The 17322-nt window shown below is 42.2% G+C and carries 17 protein-coding genes; 7 read left to right on the top strand and 10 right to left on the bottom strand.

All coding sequences use genetic code 11. The annotated features are described in order from the left end of the window. Nucleotides 1–156: 156 nt before the first annotated feature. The 6 genes from MusilaSJ_RS15575 to ruvX form a co-directional block, all read right to left on the bottom strand. Nucleotides 157–1179, bottom strand: a complete 1023-nt coding sequence (locus MusilaSJ_RS15575) for a DUF3078 domain-containing protein (protein WP_274985861.1) — start codon at nucleotides 1177–1179, stop codon at nucleotides 157–159. A gap of 145 nt (nucleotides 1180–1324) precedes the next feature. Continuing rightward, nucleotides 1325–2134, bottom strand: coding sequence for a peptidase associated/transthyretin-like domain-containing protein (locus tag MusilaSJ_RS15570; protein WP_274985860.1), 810 nt, complete (start codon nucleotides 2132–2134; stop codon nucleotides 1325–1327). Nucleotides 2135–2260: 126 nt separating this feature from the next. After that, complete coding sequence (locus tag MusilaSJ_RS15565; RefSeq protein ID WP_274985858.1) at nucleotides 2261–3097, bottom strand: glucosaminidase domain-containing protein; 837 nt, start codon at nucleotides 3095–3097, stop codon at nucleotides 2261–2263. Nucleotides 3098–3159: 62 nt separating this feature from the next. Continuing rightward, nucleotides 3160–3702, bottom strand: coding sequence for a glycoside hydrolase family 73 protein (locus tag MusilaSJ_RS15560; protein WP_090532703.1), 543 nt, complete (start codon nucleotides 3700–3702; stop codon nucleotides 3160–3162). 3 nt (nucleotides 3703–3705) lie between these two features. Continuing rightward, nucleotides 3706–4344 carry an O-methyltransferase gene (locus MusilaSJ_RS15555; protein WP_274985857.1) on the bottom strand — a complete coding sequence of 213 codons (639 nt, stop codon included), beginning with the start codon at nucleotides 4342–4344 and terminating at the stop codon, nucleotides 3706–3708. Between the two features lie 489 nt (nucleotides 4345–4833). Continuing rightward, nucleotides 4834–5244: a Holliday junction resolvase RuvX gene (ruvX, locus tag MusilaSJ_RS15550; protein ID WP_274990459.1), complete on the bottom strand. Its 411-nt coding sequence runs from the start codon at nucleotides 5242–5244 to the stop codon at nucleotides 4834–4836. Nucleotides 5245–5447: 203 nt separating this feature from the next. Between ruvX and MusilaSJ_RS15545 the strand changes: the two genes are divergently transcribed. The 3 genes from MusilaSJ_RS15545 to MusilaSJ_RS15535 are packed head-to-tail and all read left to right on the top strand — an operon-like array spanning nucleotide 5448 to nucleotide 8568. Beyond that, on the top strand, nucleotides 5448–6593 hold the full coding sequence (locus MusilaSJ_RS15545; protein ID WP_274985856.1) for a DNA polymerase III subunit: 1146 nt from the start codon (nucleotides 5448–5450) through the stop codon (nucleotides 6591–6593). Between the two features lie 2 nt (nucleotides 6594–6595). Then, nucleotides 6596–8089, top strand: a complete 1494-nt coding sequence (gene ricT, locus MusilaSJ_RS15540; RefSeq protein ID WP_274985855.1) for a regulatory iron-sulfur-containing complex subunit RicT — start codon at nucleotides 6596–6598, stop codon at nucleotides 8087–8089. After that, entirely contained in the window at nucleotides 8086–8568 is a 483-nt protein-coding gene (locus MusilaSJ_RS15535) for a gliding motility lipoprotein GldH (protein WP_274985854.1), read from the top strand. Before ricT ends, MusilaSJ_RS15535 begins: the two co-directional genes overlap by 4 nt. Before the next feature lie 6 nt (nucleotides 8569–8574). Here the strand turns inward: MusilaSJ_RS15535 and MusilaSJ_RS15530 are convergent, their stop codons facing one another. Next, a complete protein-coding gene (locus MusilaSJ_RS15530) occupies nucleotides 8575–8952 on the bottom strand; it encodes a hypothetical protein (RefSeq protein ID WP_274985853.1) in 378 nt (125 codons plus the stop codon). A gap of 122 nt (nucleotides 8953–9074) precedes the next feature. Between MusilaSJ_RS15530 and MusilaSJ_RS15525 the strand changes: the two genes are divergently transcribed. From MusilaSJ_RS15525 to rmuC, 3 genes are all read left to right on the top strand, one after another. Continuing rightward, nucleotides 9075–10358 carry a tetratricopeptide repeat protein gene (locus MusilaSJ_RS15525; protein WP_274985852.1) on the top strand — a complete coding sequence of 428 codons (1284 nt, stop codon included), beginning with the start codon at nucleotides 9075–9077 and terminating at the stop codon, nucleotides 10356–10358. Between the two features lie 63 nt (nucleotides 10359–10421). Continuing rightward, nucleotides 10422–10649 (top strand): hypothetical protein, encoded by a 228-nt coding sequence (locus tag MusilaSJ_RS15520; protein ID WP_274985851.1) that lies wholly within the window; start codon nucleotides 10422–10424, stop codon nucleotides 10647–10649. Between the two features lie 56 nt (nucleotides 10650–10705). Then, nucleotides 10706–12076, top strand: a complete 1371-nt coding sequence (gene rmuC, locus MusilaSJ_RS15515; RefSeq protein ID WP_274985850.1) for a DNA recombination protein RmuC — start codon at nucleotides 10706–10708, stop codon at nucleotides 12074–12076. A gap of 305 nt (nucleotides 12077–12381) precedes the next feature. Here the strand turns inward: rmuC and MusilaSJ_RS15510 are convergent, their stop codons facing one another. The 3 genes from MusilaSJ_RS15510 to nadA form a co-directional block, all read right to left on the bottom strand. Continuing rightward, a complete protein-coding gene (locus MusilaSJ_RS15510; protein WP_274985849.1) occupies nucleotides 12382–12822 on the bottom strand; it encodes a hypothetical protein in 441 nt (146 codons plus the stop codon). Then, nucleotides 12822–13868: a thiamine-phosphate kinase gene (gene thiL / locus MusilaSJ_RS15505; RefSeq protein ID WP_274985848.1), complete on the bottom strand. Its 1047-nt coding sequence runs from the start codon at nucleotides 13866–13868 to the stop codon at nucleotides 12822–12824. The genes MusilaSJ_RS15510 and thiL overlap by 1 nt, the downstream gene beginning before the upstream one ends. A gap of 434 nt (nucleotides 13869–14302) precedes the next feature. Further along, nucleotides 14303–15295 carry a quinolinate synthase NadA gene (nadA, locus tag MusilaSJ_RS15500; RefSeq protein ID WP_274985847.1) on the bottom strand — a complete coding sequence of 331 codons (993 nt, stop codon included), beginning with the start codon at nucleotides 15293–15295 and terminating at the stop codon, nucleotides 14303–14305. Nucleotides 15296–15702: 407 nt separating this feature from the next. Between nadA and nadB the strand changes: the two genes are divergently transcribed. Next, nucleotides 15703–17295 (top strand): L-aspartate oxidase, encoded by a 1593-nt coding sequence (gene nadB / locus MusilaSJ_RS15495; RefSeq protein WP_274985846.1) that lies wholly within the window; start codon nucleotides 15703–15705, stop codon nucleotides 17293–17295. Nucleotides 17296–17322: the final 27 nt, after the last annotated feature.

Here is a 17322-nt window from a genome sequence, read left to right as displayed (position 1 = left end):
AACTTTAATCTTTTTTATAAGGATACAAAGGTATGATTTTGAACTATATTAAATAACCACTTGGCACATTAACTTGCAGCTCATTTATACTTCACTAAAACAAAACGGGCTTCATAAAAATGAAGCCTGTTTTGTTTATAATATTTTATGAATTAGTTACGGGAACCGGTACAACATTCCCAATCCAATACCTTCATAGCCCTGGGCTGCGGAGGCGGTATGTTTATCGTAAAGCAAAGTGCCGTTAACTGTTGCGCTGATAAGTCTGTTAACCTTTGCCGATAACACCAAATCGACACGGTGTGTGATGAACTTAGGCGATTGAGCATAGGGGATAAACAGCGCGTAACGCGTATTAAGGTGGATGTTTTTGGCAATATCTTTATCAAACAGCGCTACAACCTGGAATGCGAGGTCATTTTTAACGGTCTTTAACGTATCCACACCGTAGTTATCGGGCTTCTTGATGTGGATCTTATCATCCAGTACAAAAGTTTGCCTTGCGGTACCAGTGCCTAAACGCAAATCGAACCAACCGGTTGGCTTGTACTCAAAACCGATAGATTCGGTTAAATAGCCCGGCGACATGAAATTAGAAATATAGTCCTGGGTAAAAGTTCCGTTACCGTTATCGATATAGTTAAAGCCTTTATCAAATTGCGACTCGAAAGTTAACGCCCCGAAAAAGTACCAGCTTTTTGATAGTTGAGACGCTACTTTGTTATCAAAATAAATGCGGTCCTGCGTTTTACGTTTGCCCTGGCCCTTGTTTTTTGATACCCCGTAAGTAAGGTTAAGCTCTGATACATAACTAAATGGGGCCTTGTTATATTCGGTATGATAAATAAAATTGGAGCCCAATGCTACTGCACTTACACCACCGGCCGCATAATTGCTGCTAAATGCCGACTGGCTGAAGTTTAACCCAAAGGTGACGGCTTTTTTCCAGTAGTTTACTTTGTAATCGAGCATGGTAACAGGTACCATTTCGCGCTGGATCTGTATGGGGCGAACCCGGGTGGGGATGGCGTTTTTGCGGGAATTTATCCGGTATTTATTAAGTACGGCAGTGTCTATTTTAACACTATCTTTTTTCAGGGTATCTGTTTGTGCTTTTGCTGATAAAACACACGTGACTGATAATGCGAGTATTAGTAATCCCGGTTTTGTTTTTAACATAGTAAACAAATTAAAGCAAAAATCTCCTTTTTACCCACAATAAACAAAAATGTTGCTTCAGGGTTTAGTCTGGCAAACGACTTTTAGGCAAAAATATTGGAATTTCCAGATATTAAAATGAACCTTGTATTAAGGTTTATCTGCCTTATTCACGGCCAAGCTCCTTCTTGCTGTCATCGGGTGTAACAAGCGGCGTAAGGGAATACGGTCGTTTTTTATACTTTAAAAAACGGTTGAGGTTGGTTTTAATGGAGGCTATAAATTCATAATCGCTTGCCGTTTTCACCAAATAATAGCCGGGGCGGTACCGCACCATGAAATCGGTAAGCTGCTGATCTTTTAAATTGGTTATAGCGCCAACATAAGTTCGGTTAAAACGATAGTCAATAACACTTTGCTGGTAATCTTTTTCAATAGTTTCGCGCAGGCGGGCGGCGTTACGGCCGCTGCGGCTTAATGAATTGTAAAGCGCATCGATACTTAAGCCGGCACCACCCGGCCCAAAGCTCAGCAGATCCTTATTATTAAGCGGGCCGAAGATTTTGGTATAATCGTTTTTGGTTGCAGCCAGCCGTTTTTGCGGGTTAAGCAGGGTATCACGCACGATAACTTCTTTAAGCTGGATAGCCATGCGTTTCATGTATATGGCCAGTGATTCCGTGTTTTGAACCTTTAAAGTATCGGGATGATGATCTGATTTTGTAAAAACAAGCACATCGCCCGGTTGGGCCTCTATTTTAAATTCGCCTTTAAAGGTATTGTAAATGGATTTGCCGGTGGTGATGTTCTGAACGTTTACTTTGGCTATGCGGTCTTTGCTGTCTTGATCAAACACAACCCCATCAACGGTCTTTTGCTGGGCAAAAGCCGTTGCCGCGGGCAGGACAAAACATATCAGGAGCATCCACAATTTCATTGCGGGGGCAAAAATACGTGTTGTACTGCGGGCGATCATACAATTTAACAACAATTAACCTTTGGAGGATAGAGCCAAGATACCAGGAGTCAAGAATCAAGATAAATATTCGGTGATAACTAATCTCAAATTCTCTTGACTCTTGATTCTTGTTGTCTTGACTCTCTATTTTACGACAACAAGCTTCTGGCCAATTTTAATGCCATTGTCACTCATGCTGTTTAACGCTTTCAGGTCATCAACAGTTATTCCAAAACGTTTGGATATGTTGTATAGTGTATCGCCTTGTTTTACGGTGTAGATCTTATCGTCTGGCGGGGTTTTGGAAAGGGTATCCTGAACGGGTTTGCCAATGCTGTCGTTGATCTGCGATAACACACGGTCCTCCCGTTTAATTTTAGCAATCTCGCCTTCGGGGCGGTCGTACTGATCGAGGTTATATTTTACAATAATATTGATCAGCAACTGCGGATACTTAGGATTGGTGGCATAACCTGCCTTTTTCAACCCATATGCCCAGCCTTCGTAATCGTTCTTATCCAGCTCAAAAAGTTTAGCGTAATTTTTACGTTTTAAAAACGCCGAGTGGTCACGGAAGGAGTCTTCCGGATTATCATAAACGCGGAAACAATCATTCACGTTGTCGTCATCCTTATAATAACTTTTGCCGGTCCAATCGCTGGTACATTTTATGCCGAAGTGGTTGTTGGCATATTTGGCCAGGTCACTATTGCCCGCGCCCGATTCAAACAAGCCTTGCGCCAGGGTGATACTGGCCGGGATACCATACTGGTTCATTTCCTGGATGGCGATGGACTTAAAACGGTCAATATATTCTAACGAATTATACGACCGGTAATTGGCAATAGCATCCTTATTGGCCTTTTGGATATTACTGTTATTGCGTTTGGCATCGCGGTTTGATACTGTCGTGGTTTTTTTGCGGGCAGAGCATGAACTAAAGCAGACTACAGCAATGAACAGGTATATAATTTTTCGCATGAGGCTTAAATCTTATTATGTGGCATATAACCAGGGGCCAAATTAAGATTTTATAAACGTAATTATTGCTGTTTAGTTGTTGCGTCGGCCAATTGCGTTTGGTTTGCCGGATTTTCATCCAGGTCATTGAGGTTATACCTGTTAATGATACCTAAAACCTGCGATGCCCATTTGCGGCTACCGGCATAACCGGCACGCTGAATACCTTTTGCCCATCCTTTATAATCATAATGGGTAAGCGCGTCGGCCAGGTGGCTAAACTGCTTGCGCTCGGTCATGATACGTGCAAAGTCCTGGAACGAATCAAAAACCGAATCGTATCTTTTATAAGAGGTGCGAACTTTTTTGTTGTGCTTGGTATAAACTACGGTATTGTAACCTTTTACTCCAAACTGATTATTAAGGTTTTGTGCTATGGTGCTGTTGCCGCAGCCCGATTCATGCATGGCTACACCTAAAACGATGCTTGCCGGGATCCCGGTTTCGTGCATGATCTTAATGGCATCATCTTTGAACTTTTCAATGTAAGATTGTGAGGTATTTTTCTGTGCTGAAGCAGCTAATGTTGAAATCAACAGTGTTGTAATCAGTAAGATTTTCTTCATAATTTATTTTTTTCTGATAACCAGCAGCCCGTCGCGTACCGGCAGGATCAATTTTTCTATCCTGCTATCAACAGCTATCTGGTCATTTAGTTTGCGGATTCCTTCAGTATCGGCATCTTTTTCGGTGCCGTACACCTTTCCTTTCCACAAAACGTTATCAATTATTATTAATCCTCCGGATCTGACTTTGTCAAAAACTAATTGAAAGTAAGTATAATTATTCTTTTTATCGGCATCTATAAACACCAAATCAAAAACATCTTCCTGTAAATCAGCAATAATGGCCTCTGCCTGCCCAAAATGCAGCTTTATTTTGTTTTCAACATTTGTTAGTTTAAGATGTGAAGTGATGATCTCCTCCATTTCGCGGTTAACTTCGATGGTGTGGAGGGTGCCGTCGTCGGCCAAACCTTCGGCCAGGCAAATAGCCGAGTAGCCTGTATAGGTACCTATCTCCAGGATGCGCTTAGGCTGCACCATTTTGCTTAAAAAACTAAGCAGCCTGCCCTGGTAATGCCCCGATAGCATGTTAGGTTTTAACACCTTGATATGCGTTTCGCGGTTGAGCTTTTTAAGCACCTCCGGCTCCGGGTCGCAATGGTCATCTAAGTAAGCCAGTAAGGCATTAGGGAGAATATCCATCCTGCAAAACTACGAATTTTATTTTTAATGGTGCTTAAATGCGTTTTTCTAACTGATTAACAAATCCTTACAATAAAAAAAACTCATCTTAATACTAATAAAAAAGAGTTACTGCGAGAAACCATCAGGGAAATCCTAAAAAAAATGTAATGACGTGTAAGCTATGTTTTAGGGTGTTGCGCGGGGCCGCGTTAGGGATAGTAGCGTAAAGCCCACAGCGCGGGATGGGTTGCGGGCAGGAAAGGCGAGGACTTGCAGCGGATAGCCCGGGCCGCAGGCAACGCCCATATCACAAAATAGATTTAAAAAAAACACTTAATAATCAATAACGCCATTTCCCCTTAAAAATCCGCTGGGTTTTTAAACTCAAAATGATGTGGTTGTTTGTTTTAAACCGCTTCTAAGTTTATCTGATACCATTTTCCCCGGATGGAGAAAATGATCATCCGCATCACAAAAGCCGTTTTGGATAATAATTTCAAACACCATTCAGAATCTCGTCCCCATCCAACTCTGCAGTAAAATCACCGCCGATATCGTATCCACCAGCTCCTTATTTTGCCGGTTCTTTTTATTCATCCCACTCTGAGCGATAGTTGCTGAAGCCATTTTTGAGGTAAAGCGTTCATCAACCATTTCGATAGGGATTTCGGGGAATGTTTTCTTTAACAGGTTTACAAAACCTTTTACATGAATGGCCGATTGCGAAGGGGTATTATCCATCTGCTTCGGTTCGCCTACAATAAATCGCTCCACTTGTTCTGTTTGCAGATATTTTTTTAAAAACTCGATGATATTATTGGGGTGGATGTTATCAAGGCCCGTCGCGATGATCTGCAAAGGGTCGGTAACCGCAATGCCGATGCGCTTGGTTCCATAATCAAATGCCATTACTCTCATGTTAGATATGAGGTATGAGATGTGAGACATGAGATTTCATTTGGTAAAGATATGAGATGTGAGATATGAGATGTGAGATTTTTTTAATATGATGGTTGTCACTCCCTGCTTTCCATCAAGTAAGGACGCTCTGCTATGCCATTCTGTCTCAAATCTCACATCTCATATCTCACATCTAAAATCAAATTACTATTTTGCACCAAATGCAGTTTAAAGAAATAGTAGGACAGGAAGCAACAAAGCAACGATTGCTTAACACGGTGAGTGAGAACCGGGTAAGCCATGCGCAATTATTTTTAGGCCCCGAAGGATCGGGCAGCCTGGCGCTTGCTGTTGCCTATGCGCAGTACCTATCCTGCGAAGACAAGCAGCCCGGTGACTCATGTGGGGTATGCTCTTCCTGCCGGAAGTACCAGAAACTGATGCACCCCGACCTGCATTTTTCTTACCCTTTCTTTGCAAAACATAAAGATGATACAGCGCTTACTTTTATTGAGCAATGGCGCGGCGCTTTAACGGCTAACCCATATTTAAGCCTGGACATATGGCGCGGATACCTGGATGCCGAAAACAAACAGGCCAATATCAATATTGCCGAATGTCACCAGATCATTAAAAAACTAAGCTTTAAGCCTTTTGAATCGGAGTATAAGATCCTGATCCTCTGGCTGCCCGAATACCTCGACAAAGAGGGGAATGCTCTGCTTAAAATTATTGAAGAACCGCAGCCTAATACACTGTTTTTGTTAGTTGCCCAAAACCAGGATCAGATCCTGAACACCATATTATCGCGTACGCAGCTGGTTAAAATACCAGCTTTGGAGTATGATGAAATTAAGGCACATTTAATAAGCACCCATCACCAAACCGAAGAAGCCGCTGCCGAAATTGCCTACCTGAGCAATGGCAACATGACCGAAGCACTGGCCATGCTGCAACAGGATAACAAAAGCTATCACGAGCTGTTTGTACAATGGCTGCGCTATTGCTTTGGCAATAAAGGCATAGAGGTGATGGCTTTTGTGGAGCAGTTTGCCAAAATGGGGCGCGAAAACCAAAAAAACTTTTTGCGTTACGGTACCAGCTTCATCCGCGAGTGCTGTTTACTCATTGCCGGAGCGGGTAGCCTGGTACATTTACCGGCAAAGGAACTGGACACGGCTCAAAAAATGAGCGGTGTATTGAATATAGGCAAATCGCAAATGATTATTGATGAGCTGGAAAAGGCGCATTATCATGTGGAGCGCAACGCTAACCCCAAAATCTTATTTTTAGATGTATCTTTACAAATTATTAAAATACTAATAAATAAAAATGTCCCTGCGGGGAATCAATATATGCCAAGTTAATTATGGGATGTGGAAGTTGCTCAACAGGTGGCGGATGTTCGCCTGCGGGCTGCAAAAGTAACGGCAGTTGCCTTACTAATGGTTGCAGCAAATTAGATGTTTACGATTGGCTTGCCCACATGGACATGCCTACTAACTATAAGCCGTTCCAGGTTATTGAAGTTAAGTTTAAAGGCTCGCGCAAGGAGTTTTATTTAAACAACGATAATATTTACCTCGAAGCCGGCGAACTGGTGGCCGTTGAAGCAACCACTGGTGGCTATGATATTGGCCATGTTTCGCTTACCGGCGAACTGGTGCGCATGCAGATGGTAAAACGCCATGTAAAAGAAGCCGATGTTGTAAAAAAGATCTACCGTAAAGCTACCGTTGCCGATGTTGACAAATGGAAAGCCGCCAAAGATATGGAATGGGAAACCATGCATAAATCGCGCAAGCTGGCGCTTGACCTTAACCTGAGCATGAAGCTGAGCGATGTGGATTACCAGGGCGATAAAACCAAGGCTACATTTTATTATACGGCCGAAGGCCGCGTTGATTTCAGGGAACTGATCAAGAAAATGGCCGAAACTTTCCGCATCCGTATCGAGATGAGGCAGATTGGTATGAGGCAGGAAGCAAGCCGTTTAGGCGGCATAGGTTCATGCGGCCGGGAGCTTTGCTGCTCAACCTGGCTTACCGATTTTAAAACGGTATCTACTTCGGCAGCCCGCTATCAAAACCTGTCGTTAAATACGCTAAAACTGGCAGGCCAGTGTGGCAAGCTGAAATGCTGCCTCAACTACGAGCTGGATACTTACATGGATGCCTTAAAATACATCCCTGATAATGTAAACACCCTTAAAACCCAAAAAGGGGATGCCCGCCTGCAGAAAACCGACATCTTTAAAAAAATAATGTGGTTTAGCTACCCGGGAGAAGAATCATGGGTACCGTTGCCAATAAAAAAGGTTAAAGAGATTCAGCAGCAGAATAAAGATGGTGTGATCCCAGAAGACCTCGGTGAAATTGTTGAAGTTGAAACACCTGCGGCAAAAACGCTCGATTACGAAAACGTGGTTGGCCAGGATAGTCTTACCCGCCTCGACGAACGACGCAACAACAATAAAAAGAAGAACAAAAACCGCAATAAAAACCAGAAACCCGGAAGCCAGGCGCAAGCCGAGGGCAAACCGGCTAATCAGCAGCCTCAGCAGGGATCGGGTAATTCGCAGGAAAAACCGGCCCAGCAGCCTCGTCCTGAAGGAAACCGGCAGCCGCAAAATAACAACAGGCCGCAGGGTAACAAACCTCCGCAGCAAAACAGACCGCAGGGAGAGGGCCGGCCTCAAGGCGAAGCCAAACCTCAGAGAGAACCGAGACCACAGGGTGAACCGAGGCCACAAGGCGAAGGAAAACCACAGGGTGAAGGAAGCGGTAATAACAACAGGCGTCGCAGGCCAAACCGCCCAAACCGGAATAATAACAACAATAATCAACAGGCAAAACCTGAATGAAACGGGCTTTAAATATCATTTACCCGGCAGCATTGTTATTGGTAACCATGTTTGCCGGTTCCTGTATCGATCCTAACAGTATCATTGATACCAACACCGAAATCGCCGATCATAACTGGTCGTACGTTAACCACGTAAACTTTGATGTTAAAGTTGATGATGAAAAAGTTGCCTATAATCAATATCTCAATTTACGGGTTACGGGCAACTATAAATATTCCAACATATTTGTATTGGTTAATCAAATCTCGCCCGATAAAAAAACGCATACTACGCGTTTTGAAGTAAAGCTGGCCAATCCCGATGGCGAATGGCTGGGCAAGGGATCAGGTAACCTGTACAGCTACCAGGTGCTTTTGCGTAAAGATTATCATTTCCCCACAAAAGGCGTTTACCGTTTTCGGATAGAACAAAACATGCGTGATAACCCCCTTCATGAAATCAGCGATGTGGGGTTAAGGATAGAGAAAGCCCAATAATTTATGTTAAGGGACATTATAGGTAACGGTAACCGAGCCATGCGTCAACACTTCCCTGTCGGTATCCTGTACAACTATTTTATCATTGTCATAAATTCTGTAGGTTACGGTATTGCTAACGTCTGATGCAACAACCAGGGTTACCTGGTCGCTTTGATTCAATGTAGCTGTATAGCTGTATGATGATCCTTTTGTAATAGCTTTCGCATCAACTATTTTAGGGCTGCTATCCGTTGTTTTATATTCGGATAATGAAACATTAAAGGCATCTGCTCCGCTTACCGTAACTTTTATAGTGTGGGGCTGCGGTGGTTGATCTGTGCTCTTTTTTGAGCAGGACACAAACAGCAAGCTTATCAATATCCCATAAATCAGTTGCTTCATAATTGGTTTTATTTGTTAATATGCTTAATTTATACCAGCGAACAAAATTCGCTCCATCTTATTTCCAGCTGATTCTGAAATAAAATATTATTTTTATCCTGCTTAATTACTTTATCACACAAATGAAAAAACTGCTTTTTATTCCTCTTTTTATACCCTTACTGGCAGGAGCTCAAACCAACACAGATAGTTTAAAATATATCAGCAGTATTAAATATTATACTAAAGCTATCGCTGAAGAACCAAACAATGCCGACTATTATCATAAACGAGGCGCTGCTTATTTAAATCTTGATAATTTAAAAGACGCGCTTAATGATCTGAACAAAAGTATTTCCATAGATGTAAAAACCGAAGAAACCTTTTTTGATCGCGGCCGTACCTATTATGCCCTTAAAGATTATGATAAAGCAATTATTGATTATACTAAAGCCATTACATTAAGAAAAGGGAATGCGGATGCATTTTATAATCGTGGATTGTCCAAACGGCAAAAAGAAGATTATAAAGGGGCTCTCCTTGATTACAATCAGGTAATCCTTTTAAACTCCAAAGATCCCGATGCTTTTATTGAGCGCGGAATTTGCAAAAAACACCTTGAGGATTATAAAGGAGCAATTGCCGATTATAACAGGGCGATAGCGCTTGATCCAAAACAGACCGATCCCTATTACAACAGGGCTCTCGCAAAAAATGCGTCGAAAGACTATAAAGGTGCAATTGCAGACCTTGACCTTGTAATATCAAAAGAGCCGGATCGTTCAGAAGCTTACTTCGCAAGGGGAAATGCAAGGCGAAAACTTGGGCTTAATAAAGACGCAATTGCTGATTATTCTGTATATATCAATCTTGAACCTGACGATGTTGATGGTTACAATAACCGGAGTTTAGCTAAAATAAATATGGAAGATTATTATGGCGCTAAAGAAGACGCTACCAAAGCTATTGCTATTGATAATAAATTTTCAGCCCCTTATTATAACCGCGGGTTAGCCGAGGACGGTTTGAATGACCCTAACGCTGCAATAGATGATTATACACAATACATCACGTTAGAACCTAAAGATGCTGACGGTTATTTAAAACGGGGCAATGCTAAATTTGATCTTGAGGATTATAAAAATGCCATGTTAGACTATAACATGGCAGTAAAACTCGATCCCCAGTATTCAAACGCTTTTTACAATCGTGCACTATGTAAACGAAACCTTAATGATTATAAAGGAGCCATTGCCGATTACAACCAGGTTTTATTGTTGGACCCCAAAAATGACGACGCTTATAATAATCGTGGTTATGCCAAACATTTGCTGAACGACAACACAGGCGCCTGTGCCGATTTTAATAAAGCTTCGGCACTTGGCAATAAGCTTGCACCTGATAACATTAAAAAATTTTGCAAATAGCCATTAAGGCATATTAGAAACTTCCACTACACGACATTGTTAAACACACTAAACAACACCCCTATGAAAAAACTATTTGTTTTGTTTTTTGTAACAGGCCTAATCCTGAGTTCATGTCATAGCGCCGATAAAGATAATCGCCAAAACGATACCAGCGCAACCAAAGGCCACAGCGGCCCTGCCGATTCAGCAAAAACGTCAACAACCGGCGATAGCACATCTATAACTAATTCATCGGATACAACCAGTCTTCATGGTGATACTGATTCTGCCGTGCATCCGGTGCATTAATTTATTAGCATTTGTTGTTTTTAATACTTTACTTTGCTAATATTTTTATCAAATAAATGACCGGTATTATATTAGTAATTGTATCCCTGATCATCCTGCTGATTGCTGTTTTTTTATTCCTGAAAAGGCCAAAAGCAGTTGAGCTGATCTCCGCTGATGAGTTGAGCAAACTCCGGTATGAGCATGATCAGCTTAAAATTTTATTAGCCAAAGCCGAGGAGAAATCAAACGGTTTAGTTACTGAAAAAGAAAGCATTACCAACTTTTTAAAGGAGGAAAAGAACCGTCTTATTGACGAGCTTTTATACGAGCGCACCCAGTTGGCGCAGGCCAATCAATCATTAGAAAGCGCCCGGGCCTACTATAAATCGCAGCAGGAAAAACTGCAGGAGCAAAAGGCCGAGATAGAGCAGATCCGCACCCAATTTCAACGCGAATTTGAAAATGTGGCCGAAAAACTGCTCAAAGAAAAATCGAAGGAATTTACCGATATCAATCGCAGTAATTTGGATGTTATCCTTAACCCGCTAAAAGAAAACCTGAAGGCTTTTGAAGATAAAGTAGAGAAAGTTTATAACATGGAAGCGGCCGAGCGGAACACGCTGAAAGGGGTGATCACGCAGCTGATGGATCTCAACAAACAGATTAGTGACGAGGCCCAAAATCTTACCAAAGCGCTTAAAGGAGATAACAAAAAACAGGGCAATTGGGGCGAGGTAATTTTGGAGCGGGTACTGGAACGCTCAGGCCTCGTCAGAGACCAGGAATACCGCATCCAGGCTGCGATGCAAGCTCCCGACGGCACAAGATATCAACCCGACGTAATCATCGATCTGCCCGATGAAAAGCACCTCATTATCGACTCCAAAGTATCACTGATAGCCTACGAAAAACTGGTTAACGCCGATACTGAAGATGACCGAAAACTATTTGCCAAGGCTCACGTAGAATCCATTAGGGGACATGTTTCCGGTCTGTCTGCCAAAAAATATCACGATTTATACAAGATCAATTCGCCGGATTTTGTGTTGCTTTTTGTACCGATAGAATCCTCTTTCAGCATAGCCGTACAATTGGATGGTGAGCTGTTTAATTATGCCTGGGACAGGAAAGTTGTGATCGTTAGTCCGTCGACATTATTAGCCACCCTGCGCACCATTGCCAGCATGTGGAAACAGGAACGCCAAAACCGTAACGTATTGGAAATAGCCCGTTTAAGCGGCGATATGTATGATAAGTTTGTTGGTTTTCTGAGTGATATGGATAGCATTGGCAAAAATATCAACCAAACGCAATCGGCCTATAATAATGCTATCAATAAACTATCAGAGGGTAGGGGCAACCTGACTACTACCGCCGAAAAGATCAAAAAATTGGGCGCTAAAGCGGATAAGCAGATCGATCAAAAATATATAGGGGATGAGTAAGTAGTTAAAAAATCATTTCATTGCGAGGAGCAGCAAAGGGTTTTAGTTGAGGAGCGACGCGGCAATCTCGTCGCCATACAGGGCGGATTTGCATTCCGGACAGCACAGCTACGAGATTGTCACGCTATCGCACGCAATGACATTTTTTAATTATGTCTTTCCGCCGCCGCTCGGCTCCAGCCGAGTGGCTATTTTTTCCAGGCCACTGGCCTGTATACACCATGCTTATTCACGGCGGCCAGAGGCCGTTAGATAGTTACCACTCGGCTGGAGCCGAGCGGTGGCTACGAGAGTCTTATAAATGATTAACTATTTTTTCTGTTAAACCACCAATCGGCCTCTTTGGTAAACATCAGCGCCCATCCCCATAGTTCAACAATGATCTCGGCGAGGGTTAAAATGATGAGGTAAACCGGCATCTCAATACTTTTTTTTGGAACTGAACTATCATGCAAAATTCCAAAACTGTATAACAATGATGATCCCAGGAAAAAAACATTCAGCAGTATCAAAACAGAAAGAATGATCCTTGCCCATTTCTTTCCTTCGCCGGTAACAAAGATCAAAAATCCTACAGCTACGAAAACAAACAGGATGGCCGAAAAATTGAAACCGTCCAGGTAATTATTCAATGTTTGGATCAGCAAGCCCAGGTAAAGCAATAAAATTCCCTTCACAAAAGCCCCGGGCGGCTTGCCATCGGGATGATTGTTGAGGTAAAATTTATCGAAAATATCCTGCAGCATTATTCGGATTTTTTAAACGCGTTCCAGCCCTGGGCCTTCAATTCATGTACGGTACCGCTTTTAGTGATCAGGTTACAGCCGGCCGATGGTTCGGTGATATAACCGACGATGCTGATATCCATTTTAAACTTGATCTTATCATAATCAGCCTGCTTTACGGTGAACAATAATTCGTAATCCTCACCTCCGCTTAGAGCGCAAATAGTAGGGTCGAGGTTAAATTCGCGGGCCGTTTCAAATGTCATAGGGTCAAGCGGGATCTTTTCTTCGTACAGGTTACACCCTTTGTTGCTTTGCTTGCAGATGTGTAATAATTCGGAAGCCAAACCGTCGGATACATCGATCATAGAGGTTGGTTTTACCTCTATACTTTTCAGCAGTTCCACCACATCCCGGCGGGCTTCCGGCTTTAACTGGCGCTCAACAATGTAATCTTTTCCTTCCAGATCTGGCTGAATATTAGGATTTTCCATGTAGATCAGCTTTTCCCGCTCCAGCAGTTGCAGGCCGGTATAAGCGCCGCCTAAATCACCTGATACACAGATCAGGTCGCCTTCTTCGGCACCATAGCGGTATACAATATCAGCTTCATCGGCGTAGCCAATCGAGGTAACGCTGATCACTAAACCTTGCTTGGATGATGTTGTATCACCACCAATTAAATCCACATTATATTTTTCGCAGGCGATATAGATCCCCTGGTAAAGCTCCTCAATGGCTTCGAGCGGAAATTTGCTCGACATGCCGATAGACACTGTAACCTGCGACGCTATACCGTTCATCGCATAAATATCACTTAAGTTTACCTGTATCGCTTTGTAACCCAAATGCTTAAGCGGTGTGTACGCCAAATCAAAATGGATCCCTTCCAACAGCATATCCGTGCTTATCAGCACTTTTTTGCCGGCAAAATCAAGTACGGCGGCATCATCGCCAACGCCCTTTTTTGAGCTTTCGTTGGTAAGCTTAATATTTTTTGTAAGGTGCCCGATAAGGCCAAACTCGCCAAGTTCTTCTAAATTGGTTCTATCCTGATTTTCAAACATAGTTTTTGCGATTTCACCGATGACCTTTGATTTCACCGATCTTATTTTTCGGGCCGCAACCCGGTTTCACATCTTCCGCCGAAGGCGGGAAAATTTTTTTACAATTTTAGGGCCTATACACACCAAAAATTTCTCCCCTCCAAAAACGGACGACAAATATATATACTCGAATTTCCCTTTAGCTTTTATACTTCTTAACAATAATGTGGATAACCCAATTTCTCGGGCCGCAACCGTCATACCTAATATCCGCCTTTGGCGGGAAAATTTTTTTTATTTTTGGCCTTTTTACCACATCAGGGGCATTTTATCCAAAAAAGAAATCTATAAAAATCCTCCTGGTTTTCCACAATTACCCGGTTTATAAGTTTCATCAAAGAACAATCTCACCAACAAAAAATCAGTGAAATCTCCTTAATCGGTGAAATCCCCGCTTATAATCCCAGCTGTGCCGAAATCTCAAGCATGCGCTCAATCGGTTTTACAGCTTTTTCAATGATATGCTGTGGTACAGTTACCTCAGGCGTTTCATTTTTTAAACACAGGTATAACTTTTCCAGTGTGTTACGCTTCATATGCGGGCAATCGTTGCATGCGCAGTTGTTATTTGGCGGTGCCGGAATAAATATTTTATCCGGGTTTTCCTTTTGCATCTGGTGTAAAATGCCCGATTCTGTCGCTACTATAAATTCCTTGTCCTGGTGGCTGCCGGCATATTTTAAAATTCCGGTTGTTGAACCAACATAATCAGCCATTTCCAGTATAACGTCCTCACATTCAGGATGTGCCAACAGCTTTGCACCCGGGTGGCGTTCTTTCAGTTTAGTGATCTTCTCTCTCGAAAATATCTCGTGAACCATACAGGCCCCATTCCACAATACCAGGTCGCGACCGGTTTTTTTGGCTACGTACGCGCCAAGGTTTTTATCAGGTCCGAAAATGATCTTCTGATCCTTCGGTAAGCTCTCTACAATCTGCACAGCGTTGCTTGATGTACAAACAATGTCGGTTAAAGCTTTCAGTTCGGCCGTACAGTTTACATAAGTGATCACCAGGTGATCGGGATAGTTTTCCTTAAACTTTTTAAACAAGTGTGGCGGACAACTATCTGCTAATGAACAACCTGCCTTCATATCCGGCAGTAAAACCTTCTTGGTTGGCGACAGAATCTTGGCAGTTTCGGCCATGAAATGTACACCTGCAAAAACAATGATATTGGCATCCGTTTTGGCGGCTTGTTGAGATAATCCCAAACTATCGCCAATGTAATCGGCAATATCCTGGATATCGCCATCCTGGTAATAGTGCGCCAGGATCACCGCATTTTTTTGCTCTTTTAATTTTTCAATTTCGGCGAAAAGGTCAAGCGTCGGATTAATTTCTTCATCCACGTATCCTTTCAGATTTATTTCTTCGAAGGTATTCATTTCCACAATTCAATTAATAACAACTAATTTTTAAATTAAAAAGAACTATTGTTTATTAGGGTGTTGGTAATGTGCAAAAGTCGGAGTAATTTTTGTTTTAAAAGTTAGTTTTCACAATTTATTAACACTTATACACATTTTTCCACCAAAAATAACGCTGATTTTTAGATAGGTATGACAATCAATTTTTATTTGAAAAAGTTTTATGTTAATATTTTCAGGGTTGACAAAATGTTAGCTTTATGATGAAAGCGTCGTAAAAGTCGCTCAAAAAATATTGATATTCGACCTGAGAAAGGGAGTTATACACACTGTAAACCATTTTTCACTTTTTGTTTACATAAACTTAACAGGTTATACAGCTGTTATTAACATTAGTACTACTTTTACACACATTCATCTAAAATATGACCCGAAATGTTGATTTCCTTGTAGTGGGTTCAGGGATAGCCGGATTAAGTTTTGCGCTCAAAGCCGCGAAGCACGGTAAGGTACTGATAGTTACAAAATCTAACGAAGACGAATCCAACACCAAATATGCCCAGGGGGGCGTTGCGGTGGTTGTGGATAAAAAAGAAGATTCTTTTGAAAAGCATATCCAGGATACCTTAATAAGTGGAGACGGACTTTGCGACCGCGAAGTTGTTGAAGCCGTTGTTAAAGAGGGACCCGAGCGGATCAATGAGATTATTGATTACGGAACCAATTTCGATAAGACAAACGAGGGTGTTTATGACCTTGCTAAAGAGGGGGGACACTCCGAGTTTCGTGTGTTACATTACAAAGATGTAACTGGCTGGGAGATAGAGCGTTCACTTTTAGAGGAAATTCATAAAAACCCTAATATTGAGATACTTACACATTATTTTGCGGTTGATTTAATTACGCAGCACCATTTGGGCGAGTTGGTAGGTAAATCAAGTACTGATATCACCTGTTTCGGGATTTACGCATTTAATACCGAAACCAAGATCGTCGAAAAGATCTTATCTAAAGTTACGGTAATGGCTGCTGGTGGTGCCGGACATATTTATGCGGTTACCACAAATCCAACCATCGCTACCGGTGATGGTATTGCTATGGTTTATCGTGCTAAGGGTAAAGTACGTAATATGGAGTTTATGCAATTCCATCCAACAGCTTTGTATAATCCGGGCGAATATCCTTCTTTTCTGATATCTGAGGCTGTACGCGGTTTTGGCGGCGTGTTAAAGCGCACTAACGGCGAAGAATTTATGCACGAGTATGATGAGCGTAAATCTTTGGCACCCCGTGATATAACGGCAAGGGCTATTGATGCCGAGATCAAAAAATCGGGTGAAGACTTTGTTTATTTAGATGTAAGGCATCGCAGTAAAAAAGATATCCTGAACCATTTCCCTAATATTTATGCTAAATGCCTGGAAATTGGTATTGATATGACCAAAGATATGATCCCCGTTGCGCCGGCCTGCCATTATATGTGCGGTGGTATTTTGGTTGATCATGTTGGCCAGTCGTCTATATTAAGGTTGTATGCCTGCGGCGAATGTTCGTCAACAGGTCTGCATGGCGCTAATCGTTTGGCTTCAAATTCGTTATTGGAGGCGTTGGTTTTTGCACACAGGATCTACGAGGACGCAATTAAGAATTTTAAAAATAATGTAATCCCCGATGATATCCCGGATTGGGATGAGAAGGGCGTGCAGCTGTCAAACGAAGATATCCTGGTTACCCACAACGTACGCGAAATGCAGAAGCTGATGAATGATTATGTGGGTATCGTTCGTTCGGATTTCAGGCTGGATAGGGCCTTACGCAGGTTGAAATTATTATATGAAGAGACTGAAGATTTCTATAAGAAAACAAAGCTTTCCGTAAAACTTTGCGAACTGCGCAACCTGATACAGGTATCGTTTATCGTCGTAAAATCGGCTATGTTGCGTAGGGAAAGCAGGGGATTACATTATACTACTGACTATCCTGATCATGCCGCAGAGGTAAAGGATACTGTGTTTTAGCCCCTCTAAATCTCCCCTGAAGGGGAG

The sequence above is a fragment of the Mucilaginibacter sp. SJ genome (assembly GCF_028993635.1).
Taxonomy (GTDB): Bacteria; Bacteroidota; Bacteroidia; order Sphingobacteriales; family Sphingobacteriaceae; genus Mucilaginibacter.
Note: the sequence above shows the minus strand (reverse complement) of the source record. Positions and strands in the feature narration are given on the sequence as shown.